The 26521-nt window shown below is 64.3% G+C and carries 24 protein-coding genes and 1 pseudogene; 10 read left to right on the top strand and 15 right to left on the bottom strand.

The features are described from left to right. Positions 1-357, top strand: a pseudogene (locus tag C9I47_RS04025) (H-NS histone family protein); the annotation flags it as partial. 170 nt (positions 358-527) lie between these two features. On the opposite strand, the gene C9I47_RS04020 reads toward C9I47_RS04025, so the two are convergent. Next, the gene (locus tag C9I47_RS04020) at positions 528-1778 is read right to left on the bottom strand and encodes a threonine/serine exporter family protein (protein WP_111267950.1); all 1251 of its coding nucleotides are present in this window, start codon (positions 1776-1778) and stop codon (positions 528-530) included. 145 nt (positions 1779-1923) lie between these two features. On the opposite strand from C9I47_RS04020, the gene C9I47_RS04015 reads away from it, so the two are divergent. The 4 genes from C9I47_RS04015 (at position 1924) to C9I47_RS04000 (ending at position 5523) form a co-directional block, all read left to right on the top strand. Next, positions 1924-3048 carry an MlaE family ABC transporter permease gene (locus tag C9I47_RS04015; RefSeq protein ID WP_111265601.1) on the top strand — a complete coding sequence of 375 codons (1125 nt, stop codon included), beginning with the start codon at positions 1924-1926 and terminating at the stop codon, positions 3046-3048. 2 nt (positions 3049-3050) lie between these two features. Beyond that, the gene (locus C9I47_RS04010) at positions 3051-3869 is read left to right on the top strand and encodes an ABC transporter ATP-binding protein (protein WP_111265600.1); all 819 of its coding nucleotides are present in this window, start codon (positions 3051-3053) and stop codon (positions 3867-3869) included. Then, positions 3869-4795, top strand: coding sequence for an MlaD family protein (locus tag C9I47_RS04005; RefSeq protein WP_111265599.1), 927 nt, complete (start codon positions 3869-3871; stop codon positions 4793-4795). The genes C9I47_RS04010 and C9I47_RS04005 overlap by 1 nt, the downstream gene beginning before the upstream one ends. Before the next feature lie 89 nt (positions 4796-4884). Next, a complete protein-coding gene (locus C9I47_RS04000) occupies positions 4885-5523 on the top strand; it encodes an ABC-type transport auxiliary lipoprotein family protein (protein ID WP_223250270.1) in 639 nt (212 codons plus the stop codon). 33 nt (positions 5524-5556) lie between these two features. On the opposite strand, the gene C9I47_RS03995 is transcribed toward C9I47_RS04000, so the two are convergent. Then, the gene (locus C9I47_RS03995; RefSeq protein ID WP_111265598.1) at positions 5557-6141 is read right to left on the bottom strand and encodes an alpha-ketoglutarate-dependent dioxygenase AlkB family protein; all 585 of its coding nucleotides are present in this window, start codon (positions 6139-6141) and stop codon (positions 5557-5559) included. Between the two features lie 73 nt (positions 6142-6214). Here C9I47_RS03995 and C9I47_RS03990 point away from each other — a divergent pair, with 73 nt between their 5' ends. Beyond that, the gene (locus C9I47_RS03990) at positions 6215-7858 is read left to right on the top strand and encodes an electron transfer flavoprotein-ubiquinone oxidoreductase (protein WP_111265597.1); all 1644 of its coding nucleotides are present in this window, start codon (positions 6215-6217) and stop codon (positions 7856-7858) included. Between the two features lie 51 nt (positions 7859-7909). Here the strand turns inward: C9I47_RS03990 and C9I47_RS03985 are convergent, their stop codons facing one another. From C9I47_RS03985 to C9I47_RS03970, 4 genes are all read right to left on the bottom strand, one after another. Next, on the bottom strand, positions 7910-10291 hold the full coding sequence (locus C9I47_RS03985; RefSeq protein ID WP_111265596.1) for an FG-GAP-like repeat-containing protein: 2382 nt from the start codon (positions 10289-10291) through the stop codon (positions 7910-7912). A gap of 144 nt (positions 10292-10435) precedes the next feature. Next, positions 10436-11062, bottom strand: a complete 627-nt coding sequence (locus tag C9I47_RS03980; RefSeq protein WP_111265595.1) for a CoA transferase subunit B — start codon at positions 11060-11062, stop codon at positions 10436-10438. Between the two features lie 34 nt (positions 11063-11096). Beyond that, the gene (locus C9I47_RS03975) at positions 11097-11834 is read right to left on the bottom strand and encodes a CoA transferase subunit A (protein ID WP_111265594.1); all 738 of its coding nucleotides are present in this window, start codon (positions 11832-11834) and stop codon (positions 11097-11099) included. Between the two features lie 126 nt (positions 11835-11960). Further along, the gene (locus C9I47_RS03970) at positions 11961-13376 is read right to left on the bottom strand and encodes a mannose-1-phosphate guanylyltransferase/mannose-6-phosphate isomerase (RefSeq protein WP_111265593.1); all 1416 of its coding nucleotides are present in this window, start codon (positions 13374-13376) and stop codon (positions 11961-11963) included. Between the two features lie 118 nt (positions 13377-13494). Here C9I47_RS03970 and C9I47_RS03965 point away from each other — a divergent pair, with 118 nt between their 5' ends. The 3 genes from C9I47_RS03965 (at position 13495) to C9I47_RS03955 (ending at position 16062) form a co-directional block, all read left to right on the top strand. Then, positions 13495-14262 carry a D-hexose-6-phosphate mutarotase gene (locus tag C9I47_RS03965; protein WP_190238601.1) on the top strand — a complete coding sequence of 256 codons (768 nt, stop codon included), beginning with the start codon at positions 13495-13497 and terminating at the stop codon, positions 14260-14262. Positions 14263-14377: 115 nt separating this feature from the next. Then, entirely contained in the window at positions 14378-15124 is a 747-nt protein-coding gene (locus C9I47_RS03960; RefSeq protein WP_111265591.1) for an electron transfer flavoprotein subunit beta/FixA family protein, read from the top strand. Next, positions 15124-16062, top strand: a complete 939-nt coding sequence (locus C9I47_RS03955) for an electron transfer flavoprotein subunit alpha/FixB family protein (protein WP_111265590.1) — start codon at positions 15124-15126, stop codon at positions 16060-16062. The genes C9I47_RS03960 and C9I47_RS03955 overlap by 1 nt, the downstream gene beginning before the upstream one ends. Before the next feature lie 65 nt (positions 16063-16127). On the opposite strand, the gene C9I47_RS03950 is transcribed toward C9I47_RS03955, so the two are convergent. Further along, positions 16128-18446 carry a glycosyltransferase family 2 protein gene (locus tag C9I47_RS03950; protein WP_223250269.1) on the bottom strand — a complete coding sequence of 773 codons (2319 nt, stop codon included), beginning with the start codon at positions 18444-18446 and terminating at the stop codon, positions 16128-16130. Between the two features lie 215 nt (positions 18447-18661). On the opposite strand from C9I47_RS03950, the gene C9I47_RS03945 reads away from it, so the two are divergent. Then, a complete protein-coding gene (locus tag C9I47_RS03945) occupies positions 18662-19162 on the top strand; it encodes a hypothetical protein (protein WP_111265588.1) in 501 nt (166 codons plus the stop codon). A 25-nt stretch (positions 19163-19187) separates the two neighbouring features. On the opposite strand, the gene C9I47_RS03940 is transcribed toward C9I47_RS03945, so the two are convergent. From C9I47_RS03940 to C9I47_RS03905, 8 genes are all read right to left on the bottom strand, one after another. Next, positions 19188-21245: a hypothetical protein gene (locus C9I47_RS03940; RefSeq protein ID WP_145985421.1), complete on the bottom strand. Its 2058-nt coding sequence runs from the start codon at positions 21243-21245 to the stop codon at positions 19188-19190. Between the two features lie 120 nt (positions 21246-21365). Next, positions 21366-22520, bottom strand: a complete 1155-nt coding sequence (gene rffA / locus C9I47_RS03935) for a dTDP-4-amino-4,6-dideoxygalactose transaminase (RefSeq protein ID WP_111265586.1) — start codon at positions 22518-22520, stop codon at positions 21366-21368. Then, entirely contained in the window at positions 22520-22837 is a 318-nt protein-coding gene (locus C9I47_RS03930; protein WP_111265585.1) for a DMT family transporter, read from the bottom strand. Before C9I47_RS03930 ends, rffA begins: the two co-directional genes overlap by 1 nt. After that, positions 22834-23388, bottom strand: a complete 555-nt coding sequence (locus C9I47_RS03925; protein WP_223250268.1) for an acyltransferase — start codon at positions 23386-23388, stop codon at positions 22834-22836. The genes C9I47_RS03930 and C9I47_RS03925 overlap by 4 nt, the downstream gene beginning before the upstream one ends. Next, the gene (locus C9I47_RS03920; protein ID WP_145985420.1) at positions 23385-23720 is read right to left on the bottom strand and encodes a hypothetical protein; all 336 of its coding nucleotides are present in this window, start codon (positions 23718-23720) and stop codon (positions 23385-23387) included. The genes C9I47_RS03925 and C9I47_RS03920 overlap by 4 nt, the downstream gene beginning before the upstream one ends. 53 nt (positions 23721-23773) lie before the next feature. Next, positions 23774-24886, bottom strand: coding sequence for a sulfotransferase (locus tag C9I47_RS03915; RefSeq protein WP_111265583.1), 1113 nt, complete (start codon positions 24884-24886; stop codon positions 23774-23776). After that, positions 24886-25818, bottom strand: a complete 933-nt coding sequence (locus tag C9I47_RS03910) for a glycosyltransferase family 2 protein (RefSeq protein ID WP_111265582.1) — start codon at positions 25816-25818, stop codon at positions 24886-24888. The genes C9I47_RS03915 and C9I47_RS03910 overlap by 1 nt, the downstream gene beginning before the upstream one ends. Beyond that, a complete protein-coding gene (locus C9I47_RS03905; RefSeq protein WP_111265581.1) occupies positions 25815-26519 on the bottom strand; it encodes a WbqC family protein in 705 nt (234 codons plus the stop codon). The genes C9I47_RS03910 and C9I47_RS03905 overlap by 4 nt, the downstream gene beginning before the upstream one ends. Between the last annotated feature and the right edge of the window lie 2 nt (positions 26520-26521).

Genomic DNA, 26521 nt, shown 5'->3' with positions numbered 1-26521 from the left:
ATGTCGATCGATATCAATTCCCTGTCAGCGAAAGAACTGGAATCGCTGATCAGCAAGGCCAAGAAGCGCAAGACCACTTTGGCCAAGCGCAAGCCGATCGCCTCGGTGCGCAAGAAGCTCACCTCGCTGGCCAAGGCCGAGGGCTACACGGTCGAGGAACTGTTCGGCGCCAAGGGCAGCGTGGCCAAGCCCGGTACCGCCGGCAAGGCCGGCAAGGCCCGCAAGTCGGGCGGCAAGGTGCCGCCGAAGTACCGCGACCCGGCCAACAGCGCCAATACCTGGACCGGCCGCGGCAAGCAGCCGCGCTGGCTCGCCGCCTACACCGCCGCCGGTCGCCAGCTCGAGGATTTCCTGATCAAGTAAGGGTCGAACGGGAAATCCACGACCCGACGAGGTCGCGATTATCCCGACCCGAAACGCCGGCCTTGAGCCGGCGTTTTTTGTTTGTGCACCGAAAGCCCCCTAGCCCCGGGCATTCAAGTGGCCGGACGACTCATGGACCGCAGGAGCGGCCCGGTCTCAGGACGCTACAGGTTCCGGCGCGACGGCAATAGCAGATTGCCGATCAGCAGGCCGGCGACCAGCGCCAGCAGGATATTGAGCGCCGCCAGCAGGGCGATATTGCCCGCCCCCACGTCCTGCTGCTGGACCAGGGTCAGCAGGCCGCGCAGGCTGGCGCTGCCGGGCACCAGCATGATGATGCCCGGGACCCGGATCACCGCGCCGGGCTGTTGCATCCAGCGGGCATAGGCGTTGCCGGCCACGGTGATCACCAGCGCGGCGAGGAAGATGCCGGCCGGGCTGCCCAGCGCCAGGCCGACGTGGCGCGAGATCAGATAGCCACTGGCGGCCGCCAGCATCACCACCGGATAGTCGCGGCGATGGCCTCGGAACAGGATCGCGAACGCGCAGGCCGCCAGCGCGACCGCGCCCCATTCGACCCAGGCCGGCTGCGGCCTCCAGGCGCGCACATCGGGTTCCAGGCCGCCCAGGTCGGCCAGATACAGCGCCATCACCGTGCCGATGCCGAGTTTGAGCACGGTGGTGACCGCGCCGGCGAAACGGGCGGCCCCCGAGATCAGGTGCTGGCTGCTCAGCTCGCTGATGGCATTGGTCAGCGCCATGCCCGGCAGCAGCACGATCAACGACGCGATGATCACCGTGTTCTGGTTGACCGGCGCGATGAGGCTGGCCACCAGCACGGTGATGGCGGTGGCCAGGAACGCGGCGACCACGTCGATCCCTTCGCGCAGGCGCGGCTGCAGATCGGCCGCCTGCACCAGCGCGCCGATCAGCAGGCCGTTCACGCCGGCCACCATGATCTCAATCCAGGGCAGCCGCAGCAGGCCAGCCACCGCCATCGCACACATGCCGTAGCCGAGTACCTGCATCAACCGCGCGCGCGGCCCCGGCGGCACGTCCAGCGCGTCCATCGCCGAATGCGCGTCGGCCAGGTTCATCCGCCCCGCCAGCACCTCCTCGGCGATGCGGTCGGTCTCGCGCAGCCGGTACAGGTCGTTCTCGCCCGGTGCCAGCCGGATCACCCGGGTGACGTCGCTCTCGCCCGGCGGGCGTTCCGGATCGCTGAAACTCAGGATCACACCGGTCGGGTTGGCCCAGGGTTCGCATTCCAGGCCCAGCTTTTCCGCCACCGAGGTGATCGCCCCTTCCAGACGTTGCGAGGTGGTGCCGTAGGCGTGCAGCCGCTCGGCGAGTTCGCAGACGAAGTTGATGCGGGCGGAGTACTTCGCCGCGCTCAGGGGGGCTGGGCTGGACATGGCGGAAGCATCGCACGCGGCGACCGCGCCGGACAGCGTTTCCGACGCCTGCGTGAACGATGCTGGCATCGCACCGCGCCGGAGCATGGCCCGCGCGGACGCGACATTGACCAACGGCACGGTTTCAGCCTGTATCCTCGCCGCAATGCCCGCGACCCCGAATCCAACCGACCCGCCACGGTTCACCGTCGACCCGGCCCAGCCGACCCGGTTACGGTTGAGCGGGCGCTGGACGCTGAACTACGCGCGCGACCTGAGCCTGGCACTGAAGTCGGCCCCCGAGGACACCACCGGCTTCGACGCGCGCGAAGTCACCCGGCTGGACTCGCTCGGCGTCCTGCAGTTGCTGCGCTTCGCCCGCCGCCGCGGGATCGACTTCGATACCTGCCTGTTCGACGAGGCCCACCGTGCCCTGGTCGCCGCGATCGAGGACGTCGCCGACGACCGCCCGCAACGCAAGCGCAGCTACGGTGTGGCCGAAGCGCTCGCCCGGCTCGGCCAGGCCGTGCATCGCAACTGGAACGAGCTGCTGGCGCTGCTGGGCTTCTTCGGCGAAGTGCTGGTCAAGATGACGCGGATGTTCCGGCAACCGCGGCGATTCCGTCCGACCGCGACCGTCCACCACATGGAACAGGTCGGCCTGGATGCGGTGCCGCTGGTGGCGCTGCTGTGCTTCCTGGTCGGTGCGGTGGTCGCCTTCCTCGGCGCCAACATCCTGCGCGACTTCGGCGCGACCATCTTCGTCGTCGAGCTGGTGAGCATCTCGTTCCTACGCGAGTTCGCGGTACTGCTGACCGCGATCATCCTCGCCGGACGCACCGCCAGCGCGTTTACCGCCCAGATCGGGGCGATGGTCAGCCGCGAGGAGGTCGATGCGATCCGCACCCTCGGCCTGGACCCGGTCGACCTGCTGGTGATCCCGCGCGTGCTGGCGCTGGTGGTGATGCTGCCGCTGCTGACCTTCGTGGCGATGATCGCCGGCCTGCTCGGCGGCCTGACCGTCGGCGCCTACGGCCTGGACATCCCGCCGCAGCAGTACCTGGCGCGCATGCAGGAAACGATGGAGCTGCGTCACTTCCTGGTCGGCCTGGTCAAGGCGCCGGTGTTCGCGACCATGATCGCGCTGATCGGCTGCCTGGAGGGCCTGCAGGTCGAAGGCACCGCGCAGTCGGTCGGCGAGCGCACGACCTCGGCGGTGGTGCAGGCGATATCGCTGGTGATCGTGGTCGACGCGTTCGCCGCGATCTGGTTCATGCAGATGGGACTGTGACGATGGCGACCCCCGCGCGCGCCCAGAGCCCCGCCCCCGACCCGATCGTCCGGGTCGGCGGACTGGTCAACCGTTTCGGCGCCCAGGTCGTCCACGACGGACTCGAGCTGGACGTGCGCCGCGGCGAGATCCTCGGCGTCGTCGGCGGCTCGGGCACCGGCAAGTCGGTGCTGATGCGCACCATCCTCGGCCTGCAGAGGCCCAGCGTCGGCGACATCGAAGTGCTCGGGATCGACGCCCGCAGCGAGGACCCGGAGCAACGCCGCGAGATCGAGCGGCGCACCGGCGTGCTGTTCCAGGACGGCGCCCTGTTCTCGTCGCTGACCGTCGGCGAGAACGTGCAGGTGCCGCTCAAGGAGTACCACCCGCACCTGCCCGACTCCCTGCTCTACGAGCTGGCGCTGCTGAAGATCAAGCTGGCCGGCCTGCCCGCCGATGCGCTCGACAAACTGCCCGCCCAGCTGTCGGGCGGCATGCGCAAGCGCGCCGGCCTGGCGCGCGCGCTGGCGCTGGATCCGCCGCTGCTGTTCCTCGACGAACCCACCGCGGGGCTGGACCCGATCGGCGCGGCGGCCTTCGACCGCCTGATCCTCACCCTGCAGCAGGCGCTCGGGCTGACCGTGTTCCTGATCACGCACGACCTCGACACCCTGTACGCTATCTGCGACCGGATCGCCGTGCTCGCCGACCGCAAGGTGGTCGCCTGCGCGCCGATGCACGAGGTCGAGCGCTTCGACCACCCATGGGTCCAGGAGTACTTCCACGGCCCGCGCGCGCGCGCCGCGCAGGCCGCCCGCGGCACCAGTGAGGGCAGACGCTGATGGAAACCAAGGCCAACTATGTCCTGATCGGGGCGTTCACGATCATCGTGACGCTGTTCCTGCTGCTGTTCGCGCTGTGGGCGGCGAAGTACTCGTCGGAAAAGAGCTGGCAGAACTACGCGGTGATCTTCAACGAACCGGTGACCGGGCTGTCGGAAGGCAGCGCGGTCCAGTACAACGGCATCTCGATCGGCACCGTGCAGTCGCTGCGGCTGGCGCCGGACGATCCGCGCCGGGTGTTCGCCCAGCTGCGGGTGCAGGCCGACACGCCGATCAAGACCGACACCCGCGCCAAGATGTCGATCACCGGCATCACCGGCAGCCCGATCATCCAGCTCACCGGCGGCAGCCCGGGCGCGCCGCTGCTGGTGGAGGCCGACAACCGCGAGATCCCGGTCATCGAGACCGAGCCCTCGGCGCTGCAGAACATCGCCGACACCGCCAACCGGCTGGTCGCGCGGCTCGATCAGGTGCTGAGCGAGGACAACGTCGAGAACGTCGCCAAGACCCTGCAGAACATCGAGTCGATGACCGGCGCGATCGCCGACCAGCGCGAGGATCTGCGCGCGCTGATCGCCAACGCGCGCCGTTCCAGCGAGCAACTGGAAGCGACCCTGGCCACCACCCGCGGCGCGATGGAAAGCCTCGACCGCGAGCTGGTCGACAAGCTGCCCGGCCTGGTATCGCGTCTTGAGAGCACCCTCGCCAACCTGGACGCGACCGCCGACAACGCGAACGGAATCCTGTCCGAGAATCGCGCCGCGATCGGCAGCTTCGCCAACGACGGTCTCGCCCAGCTCGGCCCGACCCTGGGCGAACTGCGCGGTCTGGTCCGCGACCTGCGCCGCATCAGCGACCGCCTCGACAGCAATCCGACCCGCTACCTGCTCGGTCGCGATGCGCCCAAGGAGTTCGACCCCGAATGAACAAGTCGAGCAATTCGAACCTGCCGAACCCGTCCAGCATGCACATCGGGGACCGCCGCGGTCCGCCTCGCTCGTGGAGGCTCCGCGGCATGCGCGGCGCGCTTCGCCCGGCGATGATCGCCGCCACGCTGTGGCTGCTGGCCGGGTGCTCGATCCTCGCGCCGATCGACCCGAAGGATGCGGTCTCGCGCTATTCGCTGGACCCGCGCGTGCAGCCCGATCCGGCCTGGCCGCAGGCCGGCTGGCAGCTGTCCATGGCCGATCCGGAAACCACGCCCGCCGTCGACAGCCTGCGCATCCTGGTGCGCACGCAGCCCAACGAAATCCAGGTCTACCAGGGCGCGCGCTGGGCCAAGCTGCCCAGCAGCATGGTCCTGGACGGCATCCTGCGCGCCCTCGAGGACTCGGGCAGGATCCAGGCGGTCGCCCGCCAGGGCAGCGGCATCGGCGCCGACTACAAGCTGGTGATGGACATGCGCCGGTTCCAGTCCGAGTACGCCGACGGCGCGGCCGCGCCAACGGCGGTGATCGAGGTCAGCGCCAAGCTGTTGCACCTGCGCGACCAGCAGGTGGTGGCCTCGCGCACGTTCCTGCAGTCGGTACCGGCGTCGGCGCCGGCGGTGGTCGACGTGGTCGCCGCCTTCGAACAGGCGCTGGCCGCGAACAGCCGCGACATCGCCGGCTGGATCCTGGTCTCGGGCAACGCGCACGAGCGCGAGGCCCACTGAGCGAGGCCTCGCCGGGCCCGGACACCATCCGGCTCAGACGATCCGGCGGAAGGTCAGATTGACGCGTTCGCCGACCGCGCGCCGGGTCCTGGGCAGTGCGTGCCGGTACAGGCGCTGGGTCTGCCCGGCCATCACCAGCAGGCTGCCGTGGGTCAGCTCCAGGGTCAGCCGCTGTCCGGGCTCGCCGCGGTGCTTGAGTGCGAAGCGTCGGGTCGCGCCCAGGCTGAGCGAGGCGATCAGCGGCTCCGGCCCCAACTCGGGCTCGTCGTCGCTGTGCCAGCCCATCGCATCGTTGCCGTCGCGATAGCGGTTGGCCAGCACGCTGTTGAAGCGCGTGTCCAGGGTCCGCCCCAGGCGCTCGCGGAGCCGTGCCAGCGCCGGCGGCCACGGCCGCGGCTCGAACACGCTCCCCGAATAACGGTAGCGGGCGTCGGCATCGCCGATCCAGCAGCTCAGTCGCGGCGAGGCATGCTCGCGGCCGAACAGGCGGATCCGGTGCACCTCCCACGGCACCGAGCGCAGCAGCTCGGCCAGCAGGGCGTCGGCCTGGTCGGCCGGCAGCCAGCGCGGCGCCAGCCACAGCCGGGCGCCGGCCAGGGGAATCGGGGTCAGGGCCATATCCACGCAGACGGGACGGATTTGCGACAATGGCGGATCGTTACACAAGCCAGCCGCAAGTGGAGCAGCCCGCATGAACGAACAGGCGCACGACGCAGCCGCGATCGAACGCGACGTGATGGAATACGACGTGGTCACCGTCGGCGCAGGCCCGGCGGGCCTGTCGTTCGCGATCCGGCTCAAGCAACTCAATCCGGACATCAGCGTCTGCGTGATCGAGAAGGCCTCCACCGTCGGCGCCCACATCCTGTCGGGCGCGGTGATCGAAACCGGTCCGCTCGACGCCCTGCTGCCGTCCTGGCGCGACAATCCGCCGCCGATCTGCGTGCCGGCGACCGACGACGAGTTCTGGCTGCTGAACAAGGACGGTGGCCGCAAGCTGCCGGTGCCCCCGGGCATGAACAACCACGGCAACATGATCGTCAGCCTCGGCGCGATGTGCGCCTGGCTGGCACCACAGGCCGAGGCCCTGGGGGTGGAGATCTACCCCGGCTTCGCCGCTGCCGAGACCCTGCACGCCGACGACGGCACCGTGATCGGCGTGCGCATCGGCGACATGGGCGTGGCCAAGGACGGGTCGCACAAGCCCGGCTTCACCGCCGGCATCGACATCCACGCCAAGGTCACCGTGCTGGCCGAGGGCGCCCGCGGCCACCTGACCAAGCGCCTGGTCAAGCGCTTCGGACTGGATGCGGACAGCGACCCGCAGGGCTATTCGATCGGCATCAAGGAACTGTGGCAGGTGCCCGAGGAACGCCTCAGCCCCGGCAAGATCGTGCACAGCTTCGGCTGGCCGGCCGACAACCACACCTACGGCGGCGCCTTCCTGTATCACCTGGACAAGGGCCGGATCGCGCTGGGCTACGTCAGCGGCCTGGACTATCGCGACCCCGACTACAAACCGTGGGAGGCCTTCCAGCAATGGAAGAACCACCCGATGATCAAACCGCTGCTGGAGGGCGGCAACATCGTCTCCGCCGGCGCGCGCGCGATCGTCACCGGCGGCTGGCAGTCGCTGCCGAAAGTCGAGATGCCCGGCGCGCTGCTGATCGGCGACACCGCCGGCCTGCTCAACGTGCCCAAGATCAAGGGCACCCACCAGGCGATCCGCAGCGGCATGCTGGCCGCCGAGCACCTGGCCGGAGCCTCGCTGGCGCCGGCCGGGTTCGACGCCAAACTGCGCGCCTCCGACGCGATGGCCGAGCTGAGAAAGGTCCGCAACATCAAGCCCGGCTTCAAGCGCGGCCTGTGGTTCGGCATGCTCAACGCCGCCTGGGAGACGGTGACCGGCGGCCTGTCGCCGTGGACGCTGAAGAACAAGCCCGACTGGTCCTCGCTGGACCGGCTGGGCGAACACGAGCAGCCGAAGCGGGACTATCTGGACAGGACGCTGGAACCGCGCGACCGCCTGGCCGGCGTCTACTTCGCCGCGACCGAGCACGACGAGGACCAGCCGGTGCACCTGAAGGTCGCCGACACCTCGGTCTGCGTGACCCGCTGCGCGCAGGAGTACGGCAACCCCTGCACGCGTTTCTGCCCGGCCGGGGTCTACGAGATCGTCGAACAGGCCGACGACAGCGGCGCGGTCGCCAAACACCTGCAGATCAACGCCGCCAACTGCGTGCACTGCAAGACCTGCGACATCAAGGACCCCTACCAGATCATCGACTGGGTGACCCCTGAGGGGGGCTCGGGGCCGAATTACCAGAACCTCTGATTCTGGTCGGGGGCTTTGCCATCAGACAAAGCCCCCAACCCGGTCCTTTGTTTATGGCCCCGCCAAGTACCAGCCGTCGCCGGTTACGGGCTGAACCGCCTTCAGGCTCCCCGAATTGGCGGACAGCCAGATCGCGTTTGCTCCGGTGTCCTTGTTGCGCCACAGCATGTCGCTCTTGCCATCGCCGTTGTAGTCACCTCGAACGCCGGGTCTCCAGCTGAGGTTTTTGATCGGAGACACCGCACGCGGCAGGGCCGAACTTGCCGAGCGCCAGATGACATTGCTGCCATCCAGCTGATTGTTCCAAAGCACGTCAGTCTTACCGTCACCATCGAAATCGCCTGCGGCGCCGACGCCCCAGCCGGGGTTGCTGACCGTAGCCATCGAGATCGGAGTCGCCTTGTTGGCGCTTCGCCATATCACGTTGGCACCGTTACTCTGGTTGCGCCAGAAAATGTCGGCTTTCCCGTCACCGTCGAAATCACCCACAGCCGCGGGCTTCCAGTTCAGATCCTGGATCTCAGCGACTGCCTGCAACGAAGAACCCGCCGCCGAACGCCAGATCACGTTCTTTCCGGTCTTGCTGTTGTTCCAGAGCACATCGGCCTTGCCGTCGCCATTGAAGTCGCCGACACCCGCCATGCCCCACCCGTCCCCCGTCACGGAGCGCATCGACTGTGGCGTAGCGCTGTTCGCGCTCCTCCAGATAACGTTCGCTCCAGTCACTCCGTTGCGCCACAGAATGTCCGACTTCCCGTCGCCATTGAAGTCGGCGATGGCGCTGACCTTCCAGTTGAGGTCCTGGACGACCGTCGTCAGTTGAAGCTGGCTGCTGTTCCCAGATCGCCAGATAACTCCTTGACCAGTCTTGATATTGGTCCAATAGAGATCCTCTACCCCGTCACCGTCAAAGTCAGCCCTGTCCACGAAGACACTCGGGCCCACCGGCTCATCCGGATCGGTCACGACAGTTGCACGGAATCCGGCGATGATCCCCTTGGTATTGTTGATCGAGCGGGCGTTGTCCGCAGTTGCGGTGCCGCAGGCCCGGCCTCCACAACTCGTGATGTTGGGGTTCGAGAACACCCGATAGCCGGTCTGCCCCGAGTCGCCGTACGCCATGATGGTGTAGAAGTTGCCCTGGGTGCTGCCGGTCTTGTAGCCGTAGGAATACGCATACGCGCCGGGCTCGTTTTCCGCGGTTTCCGCATCGTGCTGCGAGCCGAGGTTGTGACCGATCTCGTGAGCGAATGTCTCCTCGCGGCAGAAATAGGTCTTGCCGTCGTTGCCGGCGTCCTGTCCGTCGCTGATGACCGAGTAACCGAAGTACTCGTCGCTGGGGGAGATCCCGGACTGGCCGCCACCCAGCAGCCAGGCGATACCGCAGCCGTCGTTTTCCGGATCGTTGAACTTGCGCACCAGGGCGACCAGATCGGCGCCGTAGGTCTCGCGCGCCTGGCGCAGGTCCTTGAACGCCGGGTCCGGGGTCAGCTGGGTCGAAGGCGCACGGAAGCCGGTCAGCTTCTCCAGCGCGTCCTCGTTCGCGGTGTTGTCCGGGAAGCTGACCTGCATCGAGTGGACCAGGCGCAGCTCGGCATTGATCTGGCTGCTCACATAGGCCTGGTTGGTGATGTCGACCAGGTTGCGGATACGGGTCTGCGCCGCGGACTGCGAGCCGCGGGCGGACGCGAAACCGTTGGTGTAGCCCACCAGCACGTCGATCACCGTGGTCGCGGACGACGAAGCCCCGGCAGTCACCGGAGCCGCCATCGCCGCCATGCCATCGCTGGCGGCACCCGCCGCCTGCACGCGCTTGGGCGGGATCAGGTAGTCGGGCGAGGTCGGCCGGGTCGCCTCATTGTCGATCTCGGCAAGCAGGCGCTTGTCCGCCGAGACCACCCACGCACGGCCATCGGCGAGGGTCAGGCGCAGCGGGGGTTGGCCGTTGCCCTGGGGAATCGTGCCGAACACCGCCTCCTCGCCGAAGGTGATGACCGAGGTCTGGCCGTCGGCGGCCTCGCCGATCCAGCTCCAGTTGCCGTCGGGATGCTCGATATGGCGCTGGTAGGCCAGCTTGATCGGCGTTCCGTCCGGTGCCTGGAAGGTCAACTCGCCGCTGGCCATCGCCCGGAACGCGTGCTCCTCGCTCAGGTCGGCGGCATGCCAGGTGTAGGCCCCGGTACGGCGCGGCGCGATCTTGGCGGCATAGTGGACCAGCGACCCGGTATCGGGATGGTTGGCGAACGCCGAATCCCGTCGCCGCTGCGACACGGACATCGCGTCGGCCGAGGACGTCTGGGCAACCGCCGCGGACATCTCGGTGCCGCCCTTGTTCAGGCGAGCCGACTCCAGGCCGCCGGACCAGTCCTGCGTGCAGGCACAAAGAACCAAGGGGAGCAGCGACAGTCCCAGTCGCAGGGAATGCTTTTTCATTTCCACATACCTTGAAAGATGGCGCGCGGGGTCCAGGCGCACCGGACCGCCCAAGCGATAGGCCCGAGTGTAGACAGACTTTGCGTCGCCTGCCTACACCCGGTGCCGAGGCGGTGGCAGATATGGGAACGGAATGCGGTTCATTCAGACAAGCGGACAGCCGGTCGCGGCTTCCAGCGCCTCGCGGGTGACCTCCGGAGCGAGCTCCACCACCTTCAAGCCTTCTGGCGTGACATCCATCACACCCAGATCGCTGATCACCCGGTCGACCACGCCCAGGCCGGTCAGCGGCAGCGTGCACTCGGGCAGGATCTTGTGGCTTCCGTCCTTGGCGACGTGCTCCATCAGCACGACCACGCGCTTGACCCCGGCGACCAGGTCCATCGCTCCGCCCATGCCCTTGACCATCTTGCCGGGCACCATCCAGTTGGCGAGGTCGCCCTTGTCGGTGACCTGCATCGCGCCGAGGATCGCCAGGTCGATGTGGCCGCCGCGGATCATCGCGAAGCTGTCGTGACTGCCGAAGTAGCTGGCGCCCGCGCGAGCGGTCACGGTCTGCTTGCCGGCATTGATGAGGTCGGCGTCGACCTCCTCCTCGGTCGGAAACGGGCCGATACCGAGCAGGCCGTTCTCGCTCTGCAGCCAGACATCGACGCCGTCGGGGATGTGGTTGGCCACCAGGGTCGGCAGGCCGATGCCGAGATTGACATAGGCGCCGTCGGTGAGTTCGGCCGCGGCGCGCTGCGCCATCTGATCACGGGTCCAGGGCATGTTCGTGTTCCTTGTCGTTCGTTGGCGGGCGCGCTCAGGCCGCGCGCACGGTGCGCTGTTCGATGCGCTTCTCGGGCGTCGGGTTGTGGACGATGCGATCCACGTAGATGCCGGGCAGATGCACCTGGTCGGGGTCGATCGCGCCGACCTCGACGACTTCCTCGACCTCGGCGATGCAGACCTTGCCGGCCATCGCACAGGCCGGGTTGAAGTTGCGCGCGGTCTTGCGGAACACCAGGTTGCCGGCCTTGTCGGCCTTCCACGCCTTGACCAGGGCCACGTCGGCGGTCAGCGCGGTTTCCAGCACGTAGTGCTTGCCGTCGAACTCGCGCGTCTCCTTGCCCTCGGCGACCACGGTGCCGTAGCCGGTGGCGGTGAAGAACGCGGGGATGCCCGCGCCACCGGCACGCAGGCGCTCGGCCAGGGTGCCCTGCGGATTGAACTCCAGCTCCAGCTCGCCGGCCAGGAACTGGCGTTCGAATTCCTTGTTCTCGCCCACGTACGAGGAGATCATCTTGCGGATCTGGCGGGTCTCCAGCAGCAGACCCAGGCCGAAGCCGTCGACGCCGGCATTGTTGGAGATTGCGGTGAGGCCGGTGACGCCGGAGTCGCGCAACGCGGCGATCAGCGCCTCGGGAATGCCGCACAGGCCAAAGCCGCCGACCGCGAGGGTCTGGTTGTCGGCGACCACGCCCCGCAGGGCGCTGACCGCATCGGGATAGAGCTTGCCGCCCGCCGGGCGGGCGTGCGACGCGCTGGCTGCGTCAGTCATCTGAGCCACTCCTGGAATCCATGTGCCGGAATGCCGGGAGTTTATCGCGCCAATGCGGCCCTCCGCACCGTACTTTCGGGCATGGTCGCCGCGGGGGGATTGTCCGGCGGTAGCCGCCGCGACCGCTCACGAGCGGCCGTAGACATCCTCCAGCCGGACGATGTCGTCCTCGCCCAGATAGCTGCCCGACTGCACCTCGATCAGCTCGACCGGCTCGCTGCCGTTGTTGCGCAGCCGATGCACGCTGCCCCGCGGAATGTAGGTGCTCTCGTTCTCGCGCAGGTCGAACACGCGGTCGTCGCAGGTGACCTCGGCGATACCCGACACGACGATCCAGTGTTCGGCGCGGTGTGCGTGCTTCTGCAGACTCAGCGCCGCACCGGGCTTGACCACGATCCGCTTGACCTGAAAACGGGGGCCGACACCGATCGAGTCGTAGCTACCCCAGGGCCGATAGACCTTGCGGTGGAATAGGTGTTCCTGTCGTCCGGCCTTCTTGAGGCGATCGACAACGATCTTGACGTCCTGGACCCGGTCCTTGTGCGCGACCAGGGTCGCGTCGGCAGTATCGACGACCACCAGGTCCTCGACCCCGAGGGTCGCGATCATCCTGCGCTCGGACGCGCGCACCAGACTGCCGCGGGTATCGACCGAAATCACATCGCCCTCGTGGCGATTGTCGTCATCGTCACGCTCGGCCACCGCCCACAGCGACGACCACGAGCCGATGTCGCTCCATCCACAACTGACCGGCACCACCGCGGCTCGGTCGGTCTTCTCCATCACCGCGTAGTCGATCGAATCGCTTGGACTGGCCGCGAATCCCGCTTCCGGTATCCGGGTGAAGTCCAGGTCGCTGGTGCGCGCGCCATACGCGTCGCGCACGGCGTCCAGCATCTGCGGCGCGTGCCGTCCCAGCTCCTGCAGATAGCGATCGGCGCGGAACAGGAACATGCCCGAATTCCACGCATAGGTGCCCTCGGCGAGGTAGCGCTCGGCCGTCGCCAGGTCGGGCTTCTCGACGAAGCGCTCGATCCGGAAGCCCCCCTCCTCGCCCAGTGCGTCGCCGCGCAGGATGTAGCCGTACCCGGTCTCGGCGTAGTCGGGACGTATGCCGAACGCCGCCAGCCAACCGTCGTCGGCAAGCGTGCGCGCCGTCGCGACCGCGGCCCGGAACGCCGACTCGTCCTCGATCAGATGGTCCGCCGGCATCACCAGCAAGGTACCGTCGGGATCGTGCTCCAGCACATGCAAGGCCGCCAGCGCGATCGCCGGAGCAGTGTTCCTGGCCACCGGTTCGAGCAGGATCCCACCGCTGGCGACACCCACGGCCTGCAATTGCTCGCCGACCATGAAGCGATGGTCCTCGCTGCAGACCGTGACCGGCGCCTGCACACCGTCGAGCGCCTGTGCGCGCAACACGGTTTCCTGGAACAACGAGCGGTCGCCCATCAGCGCCAGGAACTGCTTGGGCTGGTTCTGGCGCGACAGCGGCCACAACCGGGTGCCACTGCCGCCACTGAGTATCACTGGGTGAAGCATCCGCGCTTCCTGCTAGGCATCGAGGCCGATAAGGTTACCCGACCGCCGCCTCTCGCCCATCGCCGCCAACCCAATGCTGCCTGAAACGCCAAGCACCAACCGTGTCCAGGCCCACGGCATGTCGGTGACCGCATCGGCATTCGGCGGGCAGGTGCTCGACTGGCAGGCCCGCGGCCGCGAATGGCTGTTTCCCGGCTCGCCCGGCCTGCATCGCCCCCGCAGCCCGCTGCGCGGCGGCGTGCCGGTGATCTTTCCGCAGTTCGCGGCCTGGGGCGACGGACCGCGTCACGGGATCGCCCGCAACCGCCGCTGGCACTGGCTGCCGGCACCGGACGGCGAACTGGCGCTGGCGCTGCAGGCCTCGGAACAGACTCTGGCGGCGTGGCCGCACCCGTTCCGGCTGGAACTGCATGCCCGCCTGGCGCCCCGCTCGCTGTGCCTGGGCCTGACGGTCCACAACCCAGGCTCGACGCCCTTCTCGTTCTGCGCCGCCCTGCACACCTACCTGAGGGTCGGCGACATTGGCGACGCGGCCCTGTACGGACTGGATGGGCATGACTACCTGGAGTCCCTGCACGGACCGTGTCAACGGCCGCCGCGCGGACCGTTGACCTTCGCCGGCCCGGTCGACCGGGTCTACCCGGAGGTCGCCGCGCCGCTGCGGCTACAGGATGGCGACCACACGCTCGGGATCGAGATGGACGGTTTCCGCGACGTCGTGGTCTGGAACCCAGGGGAGGCCGCGGCCCGTCAACTCGACGATCTCGCCCCGGGCGATCACCGCCGCTTCGTCTGCGTCGAGGCCGGACGCATCCTCGACCCGGTGACGCTCAAGCCTGGCGAGCGCTGGCAGGGACGGCAGCGACTGTCGCTGGCCGCGGGCTGAGTCCCGATGCCGGCTGCGGCCGGTGCGCTAGAATTGGGGGCTGGCCCGGTCGCCGAGCGGTCCCGGGCTCCGTTTCGAAGTCCTTTTCAAAGCCCTATTCAGGAACCCCCACTCGATGAAGATCCTCGTCGGTTACAAGCGCGTGGTGGACTACAACGTCCGCATCCAGGTCAAGCCGGACGGTTCCGGCGTCGTCACCGATGGCGTCAAGCTGTCGGCCAACCCCTTCGACGAAATCGCGCTGGAAGAGGCCCTGCGCCTGCGCGACAAGGGCATCGCCAGCGAGGTCGTGGTCGCCACGATCGCCCCGGCCGACGCCCAGGCGCACCTGCGCAACGGCCTGGCGATGGGCGCCAACCGCGCCATCCACGTGGTCAGCGACGCCCCGATCCAGCCGCTGACCGCGGCCCGCACCTTCCTCAAGCTGATCGAGAAGGAGCAGCCGGACCTGGTGATCCTCGGCAAGCAGGCGATCGACGACGACGCCAACCAGACCGGGCAGATGCTTGCCACGCTGTGGGCCCGTCCGCAGGCGACCTTCGCCAGCAAGCTCGAGGTCGCCGACGGCAAGGCCACGGTGACCCGCGAGGTCGACGCCGGCCTGGAGACCCTGGAGGTCGATCTGCCGGCGGTGGTCACCACCGACCTGCGCCTGAACGAGCCGCGCTTCATCAAGCTTCCGGACATCATGAAGGCCAAGAGCAAGCCGATCGACACGATCGCGTTCGCCGACCTCGGCGTCGACACCGGCGACACGCTCAAGACCACCGCCTACGCCCCGCCGGCCAAGCGCAGCAAGGGCGTCATGGTCAAGGACGCGGCCGAACTGGTCGCCGCACTGAAGCAGAAGGGGTTGCTGTAATGAGCAAGGTATTGATCGTCGCCGAACACCTGGACGGCAAGCTGAACGCATCCACCGCCAAGTGCGTGTCCGCCGCGCAGGCGCTGAACCCCGAAGCCATCGACATCGTGGTCCTGGCCGCCGACCCGGCCGCGGTCGCCGCCGAGGCCGCGCAGGTCGCCGGCGTCGGCAAGGTGCTGACCGTCGCCAACGCCGCCAATGCGCAAGCGCTGGCCCAGGTACAGGCCCCGCAGATCGCCGCGCTGGCCGCCGGCTACAGTCACGTGTTCGGCCCCTCGACCACCTTCGGCAAGGACCTGATGCCCTGCGTCGCCGCCCTGCTCGGGGTCGCCCAGGTCTCCGACGTGATGGCGGTCGACGGCAGCCATACCTTCAAGCGCCCGATCTACGCCGGCAACGCGATCGTCACCGTCGAGGCGCCGGCCGACCACACCGTGGTCGCGACCGTGCGCACCGCGTCCTGGTCCGAGGCCGCGCGCGGCGGCAGCGCCACGGTGGAAGCGGCCACGGTCGAGGCCGAGCTGCCCACCCACACCCGCTTCGTCGGCCTTGAGGCCGGCAGCTCCGACCGCCCCGACCTGCAGTCGGCGCGGCGGGTGGTGTCCGGCGGACGCGGTGTCGGCTCGGAAGAGAACTTCAAGATCATCTTCGACTTCGCCGACAAGCTCGGCGCGGCGGTCGGCGCCTCGCGCGCCGCGGTCGACGCCGGCTACGTGCCCAACGAGATGCAGGTCGGCCAGACCGGCAAGATCATCGCCCCGGAGCTGTACGTCGCCATCGGCATCAGCGGCGCGATCCAGCACCTGACCGGAATCAAGGACGCCGGCACCATCGTCGCTATCAACAAGGACGCCGATGCGCCGATCTTCGAGGTCGCCGACATCGGCCTGGTAGGCGACCTGTTCAAGGTGCTGCCGGAACTGGAAGCGGCGCTCTAAGGCTCGCAGCTGCGGTACCCCCCGCGAGGGTGGTGCCGCAGCCCCGACTTCGCCGGGGCCCTCAATCAATCAGGCGCGGCTTCCCACATCGGCACCCTCGGAGGGATCGCCAGGTCGAAGTAGCGACTCTTCAATGAGAGATTGACGTTGTAGGCCGGATCTTCCTGCAGGATCGCGGCCCACCGCGAACGCATCAGTTCGACTTCGCCGGCAAACCTGGCCTTCTTTTCGGCGGTGTCCTCGTGTCCACGCGACGCCGATTCGTGGTGATACATCTCGGCGAAGGGCGTCCACACATTCCGATAACCGGCCTGCCCAAGCCTCAGACAAAAGTCGATGTCATTGAAGGCAACCTCGAGTCCTTCGTCGAGGCCGCCCACAGCCTCGTACGCTGCCCGACTGACGACCATGCAAGCGGCCGTGACCGCCGACATCCCCTGAACCACCCTGGCCCGGCCACCATGGCCCGGATATCCTCGGGGCATGCCCGAGTAAATATGCGCTGCCACGCCATCAATCCCCAATATGACGCCGGCATGCTGGATCGTCTCGTCAGGGTAGTAGAGCATCGCGCCAACAGCGCCAACGCCAGGACGAATCGCGTGCGAGACCATCTCACCCAGCCAATCGGGAGATATGACCTCGATATCATTGTTGATCAATGCCAGGATCTCCCCCCGAGCCTGCTGCACAGCCCAGTTGTTGATCCTTGAGTAGTTGAACGGTTCGTCGTATCGAAGAACCTTCGCCCTGTTCGCAGCGGTCAGGGACGCCAGATAGGCGAGCGATTCGGGATCTGTCGAACCGTTGTCGACCACCACGAGCTCAAAATTCCGGTAGCTCGTCCGCTCCAGAATGCTCTCCACACACACGCGCAACAGCTCCACCCTGTCGCGCGTGGGAACCACGAGGCTCACCAGCGGAGCCGGCTCGGGTATCGGCCACCGCACCCGATAGTGCCCATGCGAAAGCTGTTCGACGCTCGCTCCGGCGCCTGTCCTAAGCAGGTGGTCTTCCACCGCGCGCGCGCCAGCGTCACCCGCGTAGTCCTTTGCGTCGCGGCTGAGCGCGGTCGAACCGGGAATCGCCCTCCAGTGATAGAGCACCTTGGGAATATGGGCGACCTCGACCGGACTGAGCCTTTCCACGCACCTCAGGAAGAGATCGTGGTCCTGACTACCTTCGAATCCGGACCGGAATCCGCCAACCTCAAGAGCCAGCTCGCGTCGAATCGCGGTGAAGTGGCAGATGTAGTTCTGACCGCGCAAGAGGTCGATGTCAAAGTCAGGCTTGAAATACGGATCGAATCGGCGCCCCTCCAGGTCCATCTTATCTTCGTCCGAGTACACCATCTTTGCACCAGGTTGGTCGCGTATCCGCGCAGCTATTTCCAGCAACGCATGCGGACGCAGTTCGTCATCGTGATCCAGAAGCGCGATCCAGTCCCCCTGCGCCAGAGCGAGTGCGGAATTCGATGTCTCTGAGATATGACCATTCGCCTCCCTGCGCACGTACCTGATCCGCTTGTCGCTACTCGCATACTCCGCAATGATCTTCATGACGGTCGGATCAGGGGAGGCATCGTCGGCGATGCATAGCTGCCAGTCCTGATATATCTGCCGTTGAACGCTTTCGATACAACGTCGAAGCCAACGCTCAGGAGTTTGGTAGGTCGGCAGCAGAATCGATATCAGGGGGCGGCGCGCTCCGAACCCGGCCTCGCGCCGCAGAAGTGCCTCCATTCCATCCGCGCTGAGAGTATCGAAGCGCCGCACCCAGTTCTGATAATCGCTGGGCACGTCAGACCGCACCCGAAGCAAGTAGTCGGCGTAGGCACAAGCGGTGGCGCCGGACACACCGCGACGAAGCGACTCTAGGAAAAAGCTGACAGCGCTGCGAGCCGCTCGCCCCCCCTCAACGATGCCCCCTCGTTGCGGCCGAAGCATTTCCGCCAAAGCACGCAAACGCCCCACCCTCCGCAACCGGACCGCCCCCAGTCTGAACTGGAATTGACCGAATCCAGGGGAAATTTGCAATGCCGAAACTTCGTATTTGAATAGGACAAGGGCTCGTACCCGGCCATCCGACCCGGGAGACGGCAGCACAATCTGTGAGTCGCCATCGAAGCCCCTTCGGTAGGTGGGAGTCAGGCTGGGAAACAATTGGACATCATCGAGCGAATACAGACTCGCCTCGAACCAATACCAACCGGCGGGTAACGCAGCCTCCAGATCTTCAATACGAAACGAGAACGCGGCCCGCTCGCCGCGGGAACGCCAGCCATCCGCATCAGCTCCCGCTACGCGCTCAAGGCTGCCATCTGCACAAAGCGTCGCCCTCAGGCAAGTGGCTTCGTCGCCAAGCGTGATCTCGAAGTCTGTCATCGATCCATTCTCTCAGTCCTGGGCGTTGGCTCCAAGCCGGGAGACAGGGAGGCGACAGGTGTCGTTCGATCCGGACCAGCGTCGATTCCCTGGTGTGCCCAAGCCTTGCACGGCGCGGGACGACAAGCTCTGCCATATCCTGGCAGGATGCCACTGTTCATGCTGATTGGTTCACAATTTGGCACCTCGAATACCCACCAACCGGCGCTACTCCCATGCCCTGCCCGACCTTGTTCAAGCATATCGCTCTGCTTAGCGTACTGACCCTGACGATAGCCGCCTGCCAGCCGGTGCAGGAACCGCAGAACATCGGAGAAACTGGCAAGGCCGTAACCATCCCTGCTGCCATCCCGCTTCCCGAGGCTCTACCCGAGGGAGTGGAGTTGCAGTTTCCGTACCACTTCATCAAGAAGGAAAACATCATTCCAGCAAGCGGCCCGGCTCGCCTGCGCTACACCGTTGAGTACCTCTCGGGCTCACCTGACTCGATCGCCAAGAGCCTCGCGAGTAGCGTCAAGGCCGCAGGTTTCCTCAAGGTCTCGACCCGTCATCTTGAGGATGGCCGTATTCATCTGATCGCCAACAAGCCTGGCTATGGTCGCCTGCAAGCCGCAATTGTACCCTCGAGCAGCCAGAAGCTTGAGCATCTGCAAGCGGCAGGCACAGTTAGCATGGGCTGGCCACTACACGGCGCCAAGGCGGCAGCGAAACACTAGCATTGCTGCCCATTCGGGCCGACCACTATTTGTGCCCGGCCTCGGTCTCGGCGGCGCGCCGAGTCGGATTCAGTGCATATACCTCGATCGGCGCTCCATATCGCCCTTCAAACACCCGGATCAAGCGGGCATCCATGATCTTGGCGAACTCGCGACGGGCTGGCGGTCCCCGCTTGGTCTTCGCCTGCAGCAGTGGACGGTAAGCTGAAGGCGTAACCACGATGTAGACCTCTCGTCCCCGCGTATCGAGGGCCTGTACCTGCTGCAGTTTCTGCATGCTGGCGCGCGCAAACAATCGACTGCCCAGGCGTTCGAGTGGGATGGCGCCCGGGCGCCCCACGAATGCTGGAGTACTCCCATTCTGATCTCCGCAGGTATACCAGCACGCGACAAACCTGTAGCGCTCACCCGGAAGGTCTAGCGACAGTGCCTCAAGGCTCCTCGAGAACTGGGGGAGATCCATATCCCAACTGTAAGCGACGCATTGCGAAATGGACTTGGCCGCGGACGCGGTACATTCAGCAGCCTTCGCCGGATAGCACTTCTCCCCTGAGCATAGCCTCGGAGGCTCAGCCGTCCGCGGCACACCTACGACAAGTCGTGGAATGCGGGTGATAGCGCTGAACTCGTCGAACGACTTCTCATACAGGTAGCGCCTGAACATATCCTTCAAGGGGACAAACTTGTCACGCCTGAAGATGAATACCCGGGAAAAATACCTGGCGTCCCGAATACTCGAAAAAGAATACGCACGCGGAAGCTGGTAGTTCTTCTCGTATATGTATATCAGTTCACTTCGATTGGCGACGTTCGCGTACAACCAAAACTTGGCGTCATCGGCGTTGGTGATGATGGAACCATTGACCCGTTGCGGCTGAGCCAGCGAGGGATACCGATCCCAAGCTACAAATGCCACGGAGAAGCCTGCAAGCAGAAGAACGGCCAGAGTCATTCGACGGCCAAAACGATCGCCAATCCAGACGAGCAAACAGCCAATACCGACCCACCCGGCTGCACGGATGGAGTCAGCGAACGGAATCAACCAGTAGTCCCGTGGAAAATTCGACATCGCGAAGGGAGCTATGCCGATCAGGGCAATCGCAATCACGGGAGCACTGCGCCTGAGGTTCAGCGCGCCTGCGAGCATTGCCAATGCCATGAGCGGCACAAGTGGCTCCAACCTGAGAACAAGCTGATAGAGCTTCGCCAGCCTCTCCTTGAGCGGCACCACCTCGTGAGTAAACTGACTCCCGGAAAGGTGTGTCTGAATAGCCGTCAGTATTCCTGAATAGTCGAAGAGCGGCTGGAAAATATATGTCGACACAAGGGCGATGACTACCGCAACCGCAGCATCGCGCCCTCTATGAAGCAGGCTCTTCGGCGCACCCTTGAGCGGAAGCAGCAAGAATCCGGCAAGGACCACGTACGTTACCGCCGAGTACTTGCAGGCAATTGCCGCTCCGAGAGAGACACCGAGCAGATACGGCGTCAATCGATTCCGATCAGATACCAGAGTCAGAGCCGCGCATGCAACAAATAGCGAAACCAGAGTGTCTGAACGTATGTAGGTCGCGTAGTACCACGTATCCGGCGATATCAAGCAGTACGCCACAAAGAGCAGCGCAAGGATTCTACTCGCCGACACGATGCGAACGATCCTGGCGAGCACCAGGAACGTCAGGAAGTCGGCCATTGTGTATACAAACCTTGAAATCCGGAACGCACCCTCCCCGGCAAACAGCAGATACAGCGCGTCCTGATAGTCTGCCGCAAAGCCGAGCAAATGCACCAAATGAGCCGCAAGCACCAGTACGAATGCTGGAATGTACATAGCCAGGTGACCATACCCTGGGCTCCAAACAGGATCCCAATCACCTGTAGCGATAGTCAGCGCATTGAGGACGATTTCCGACTCGTCGACACGCTGCCCACTGTAGTAAACGAAGGTCGCACACAACGCGATAACTGAAAGTGCGGCAATGCCAATCCAGGACATCAAGCGCCCAATGGAATCGCCGTCACGCGACAACAACTCCCGACCGGCGGCCAGGTTGAACCGCCTCCAGACTGGCAGATCAGTCATCGCCCCTCCTATCGCGGCGCCCCACCCTGCCAGTGCTCCGCGGAATAGCAGCGGTCACCGCACAGAGCCGGATCCGGAAAATCATTGCCATAGGCCCGTTGCAGACGAACTCAGCCCCCATCACCCAAACTCGACTTGCAACGAATCCAACGCAAGGGACGCCGCATCGATAACCGCTTCCTGCTGGTCTTCGAGCCCAACATAGAGAGGTAGACGCACAAGACGACCACTAACGCTATCGGTGATCTCCATGCCTCCTGACGTCCGACCGAATCTTTGTCCGGCGGGCGATGAATGCAGCGGGATATAGTGAAAGACCGTCCCAACGCCCGCCTCGCGCATGGACTCAATAAAGCGCATACGTGCTTCCAGTGAAGGCAACAGGAGGTAGTACATGTGGGCATTGTGCGTACATTCCACCGGAACCACAGGTCTCCTCACCACACCTCCTACCTCGTACGGCTCGGCCCACGCATGATAGGTATCCCATAGCGAAAGCCTTGTGCGGGTGATCGCCTCACCCTGCTCAAGCTGTGCGGCAAGAAACGCGGCGATAATTTCCCCCGGCAGATAGGAGGACCCAACATCCACCCAGGTGTACTTGTCGACCTGACCGCGGAAGAACTTGCTCCGATTCGTCCCCTTTTCACGAATGATCTCGGCTCGCTCCTCAAGACAAGGGTCGTTTACCAGCAAAGCGCCTCCCTCACCGGAGATCACATTCTTGGTTTCGTGAAAGCTCAATGCGGCCAACGCCCCTATCCCGCCGAGCCGTCGGCCCTTGTAGCTTGAAAAGATCGCCTGCGCTGCGTCTTCGATCACCGTCAATCCGTGTCGTTCGGCAACGGCGAGAATCTCGTCCATCGCGCACGCGACGCCAGCGTAGTGCACGACGCAGATGGCGCGCGTTCTGGATGTGATCGCTGCTTCGATCAGCTTCTCGTCGATATTGAGTGTATCGGGACGGATATCCACGAATACTGGCACAGCTCCTCTTAGGACGAACGCATTAGCCGTCGACACAAAGGTAAACGACGGCATGATGACTTCATCACCCGGTTCCAGATTCAGCAGCAGCGCACTCATCTCAAGCGCCGCTGTGCAGGAGTGTGTCAGCAAGGCCTTACGGCATCCGACGTGTTCCTCCAGCCAACGATGGCACTGCTTGGTGAATGCGCCATCGCCGGAGAGATGTCCCCGAGCATGAGCCTGGCTTATCAGCCAGAGCTCACGGCCAGTCATGTAAGGCTTGTTGAATGGTATTCCAGTCGACATCAGAGACCTACTGCGTAAATGAGGACGCCCAACAGAATAAGACCCATGGCAAGGACACGACGTGGCGTTGGAGACTCCCCGAACAACCGCCACCCTGCCAGCGCGACAAGAATATAAGTGATCGCTGTACTTACATAGACCGTTCCAACCCCATAAGCCTTTACGGCCAGGTAGGTCAGGGGAGGGGCCGATGCGAAGAGCATCACGGTGAGCACCAGATACCCCCGCCCCGCGCCATTACTGTACTGCTTGAACGCCACCTGTGCAGATGCGGTAACGAACAGAGCCGCCATCAGGGCCGACAGCGCCCAGCTCATGACTCCTCCGCCCCGCGGGCTACTGAACGAAAGCGCAGGATCTTCGCCGGCACGCCACCAACGATCGCATTCGCGGGGACGCTCTTGGCCACCACGGCCCCAGCAGCCACCACGGCGCCAGCCCCAATCACGACGCCGGGCAGGATGGTGGCACCCGAACCAATCCAGCAACCGTCGCCTATGACGATGTCCCCCCCTGTCTCGGAGAAGTCTTGGTCATCGACGTCGTGTCCGGCAGCCAAGAACCTGGCATGAGGACCAATGCGTACGTCGTCACCGATCACGATCCGATGCCCGGTCCTTTGGCTCGGGTAGAGCTCGACCCCACGATTCAGGCTCACCTTGCTGCCGATCTCGACCAGCCACGGAAACTTGATGAAGATACGCGCATCGAAATACACACCTGATCCAAGCTTGGCCAGTACGACTCGGTATCCCAGTCCGCGGAAAGGCTCCGGCAGCAGCCCAAGAAACGCCAAATAGGCGTTCAAGACGTAGAGATATGAATGGTTTGCCAGCAGCTTGGCATGCCAGCGCACATCCACCTTCACGATCGCCGCTCCCCTTCCGAAACCAGCAGCGCAACTCCCAGCATCACAACCATTGCACCTGCCACCTGAAATGGTCCGATAGGTTCGCCGAACCACCAGGCCATGACGAGAATTCCCGGAAAAAACAGCGCCGAAGTGGGGTACGCCACACTTATTGGAAAGCGACGATGAATTGATCCCCACACAAAGAACCGCGCCACATTCAACACCAACACCAGCACCAGGCAGAGCATGACGGTGAGTGCATGACCCGGGTCCAACGCAGGAGTGATCTTCAGCACCAAGGCGCTCAGCAACTGCATGATCACGCTAGCCGCCACGAGCGCCACCATGAGCGCCCTCCCTCCAGCGCGCCTGGACAAGTCACGAGACGGCTCATTCGTGTTCAATCCGTCACACCGTAGGCATCGGAGAAGAGAAAGTGGTCACTCAGGGCATCATCCGTGGCATCGCTCACTCTTCCTGCCGCGGCATCGAAACGACGAACCTCAAGCTCCCTGCAGGTGGCGTCGAGCCGATTCGCCTCAAGATATGTCGCGCGCACGCCATCGGTGTTGTCTTCATATCTCAGGATGTCTCCAAGACCTAGATCGGCAGGCACGTCATATCCTGCTGCGACGAGCTCGCGCCTGGCCACCACAGCGAGAAATCGCGCCTCTTCGACTTCAAGATTAGCGTTCCATGCCGTCGCCGCGCCGGCATCGACGCCCTGCTTGTCCCCAAATGACGAATTCCCCATCCACGGCCGCCCGAACTGATCTTTGAGCTCAGTACAGAGGATGCTCTCAGAATATGGGGCCAAGCCTCCCCAGGAAGTTATCCGCTGAAGCGCTTCGCTTGGATTCGATGCGACATCCTCGTAGCGCAGCGCCAACACATTGGGATGATGGCGATACCGGAGCCAGTAGGCGGCGGACTTTCTCCACATTCGGACCAGCATCATCGTTGGATAGCGGTCGCCAACCAGGTCGCGGTAGCGACCGTTGTTGGCCGAGGCAACGACACCGCGAAGGTCGCGTAGAACCAGGACGCAACGCTGCCCCGCGGAAAGAAACGCGGGAACGAACTCCTCACACAACACTTCCTTGGATCCCAACAGCCTCACCTCCTGCCGTCCCGCGCGCTCAAGGGCGGCAGTATGGAGTTGATGCCAGATCGACAAGAAATTGCCACTGTCCGCAGAGAATGAACCGGCCGTCATACCGCCGCCCTTGCCGGTATTCGCCGAACGGGCCAGATCCATGGCGCTGTCAGCATCGAATACGTATGCCTTGAGCCAGTCGACGAAGGCCCGACGCTCTTCGTCCCGAAGCGGACTTCCATCATCGAGGGGCAGCATCCGTGCTTCACCACGACCGGTCAGGAAGCGCCGCTTGACCTCCACGTATAGCTGATGAAACGGCTGATACGCGACAAACATATCGGGATGATTGGTCAGAAGTGTCTGGACCAACGTCGTCCCCGACCTGATCATCCCGGTTACGAAAAGGCCAGCCATCACAGATGTTCCTCGAATACGGCAGTCTGCCCCCGATAGGAGCTCTCGACGACGAGTCTTCCGATGTACTCGCCAAGAACGCCCATCCCCATCAGAATGCTCCCCGATAGAAACGAAAGGAGCACGACCAGCGTAGGCCAGCCCCGCACAGAACTCCCGCTAACGAGCACGTCCAGCACTACAAAGCCTGCATAGACGACACTCGCCAGACTCAGGAAGATTCCCCAGGCCGTAACGAAACGAAGTGGAATAGAAGAGTGATTGACGACAAGATAGGACGAAAGTTTCAGCAGCTTCCTGAGCGTGTAATGGCTACGCCCGTCCATTCGAGCATGATGTTCGACGTCTAGATTGCAGATGCGATCCTGCGGCACCGCACCAAACATCAACGCGGGCATATACGCATGCGCCCCGGAGTACGCGGACATTCCCTTTGCCGCACGCGAGGACATGCAGCGATAGCTCGAAAGCGCCAATGATCTTGGCTTGCCTAGAATGCGACAAATCAAGTTTTGAACCAGCTGGCTTGCCAGATTCCTAAAAAATGAGTGCTTCTTCTCGTTGGTGATCCGGCCAATCACCAAGTCGTAGCCATCATCAAGGCGCGCGATAAACCTCGGAATCTCCTCGGGCGGGTTCTGAAGATCGTCATCAAGCGTGACGACACAGTCACCCTTGCTGCGTCTCAGCCCGTGAAGTGTGGCACTGTGCTGCCCCATATTACGCGCGAAACGGATGGCCTTGACTCGAGCGTCTTCGTTTCGGAGAGACAAAATGACATCAAATGTACCGTCATTGCTGGCATCGTCGATCAGAATCAATTCCCAGTCCGTGACCAGAGGATCCAGCACAGCCTTGATGCGGGCATACAGTGTCGGAAGCATGGAAGCACTCCTATACACCGGCACCACTACGCTGACGGATCGGCTCATGACTGTTCCCTTCGTGTCCAGCGCATGAAGTTTCCGGCATCAGGGCCCGTCGATGCCAAGAGATCCATGATACTCACATAGTGATCGAACGGAGGATGGGGCTGGGGATACTCCGGATAGCCTTGATATTCGGCCCATTCCACCACGATGCCCGCTTCTAGAAACGCATCCTCGTCGAGGTATACCCTTGCTGCAGGCCCGGAAAGATAATGGCTTGCGCCGGCCTGCCGGCACAGCGAAATAAGTCGTTCATTGCGGTTGCCTTCGATGACATAGACGCTGGAATCCACTATTGGTGTGGCTACCCCAAGCACGCCACAGATGTGATTCATCGCGATGACATTCACATTTGAAAGCATCGACTCCAGAGACAAGCGCTCGAACAACGGCGCAAGCAACTCCTCGCAATACCGCACATGAGGAGCTTTCGCGTAGTTCTGACGAAACGTCGACCAATGCTTCCGAAAGCAGCGAGCGTCAGCGACCTCAGTTTCAGCGACTGTCTGCTCGAGCGACCTCTGTCGTACCGGCACAGTCAACCATGACTTGCCCTGCGGAGTCTTGATCTGATTACGATTACGCCAATCGTTCTTCGTGTATTGGACGCAATCGTAGACAATGAACTCGTCAACGGCTGCAATCAGATCGAAATATCCCTTCCACGGAAGGTAGTTGGACTGGAGGATTGCCACACGCTTCATGT

Source organism: Marilutibacter maris (genome assembly GCF_003233695.1).
Taxonomy (GTDB): domain Bacteria; phylum Pseudomonadota; class Gammaproteobacteria; order Xanthomonadales; family Xanthomonadaceae; genus Marilutibacter; species Marilutibacter maris.
This window is presented reverse-complemented; position numbering and strand designations above follow the sequence as displayed.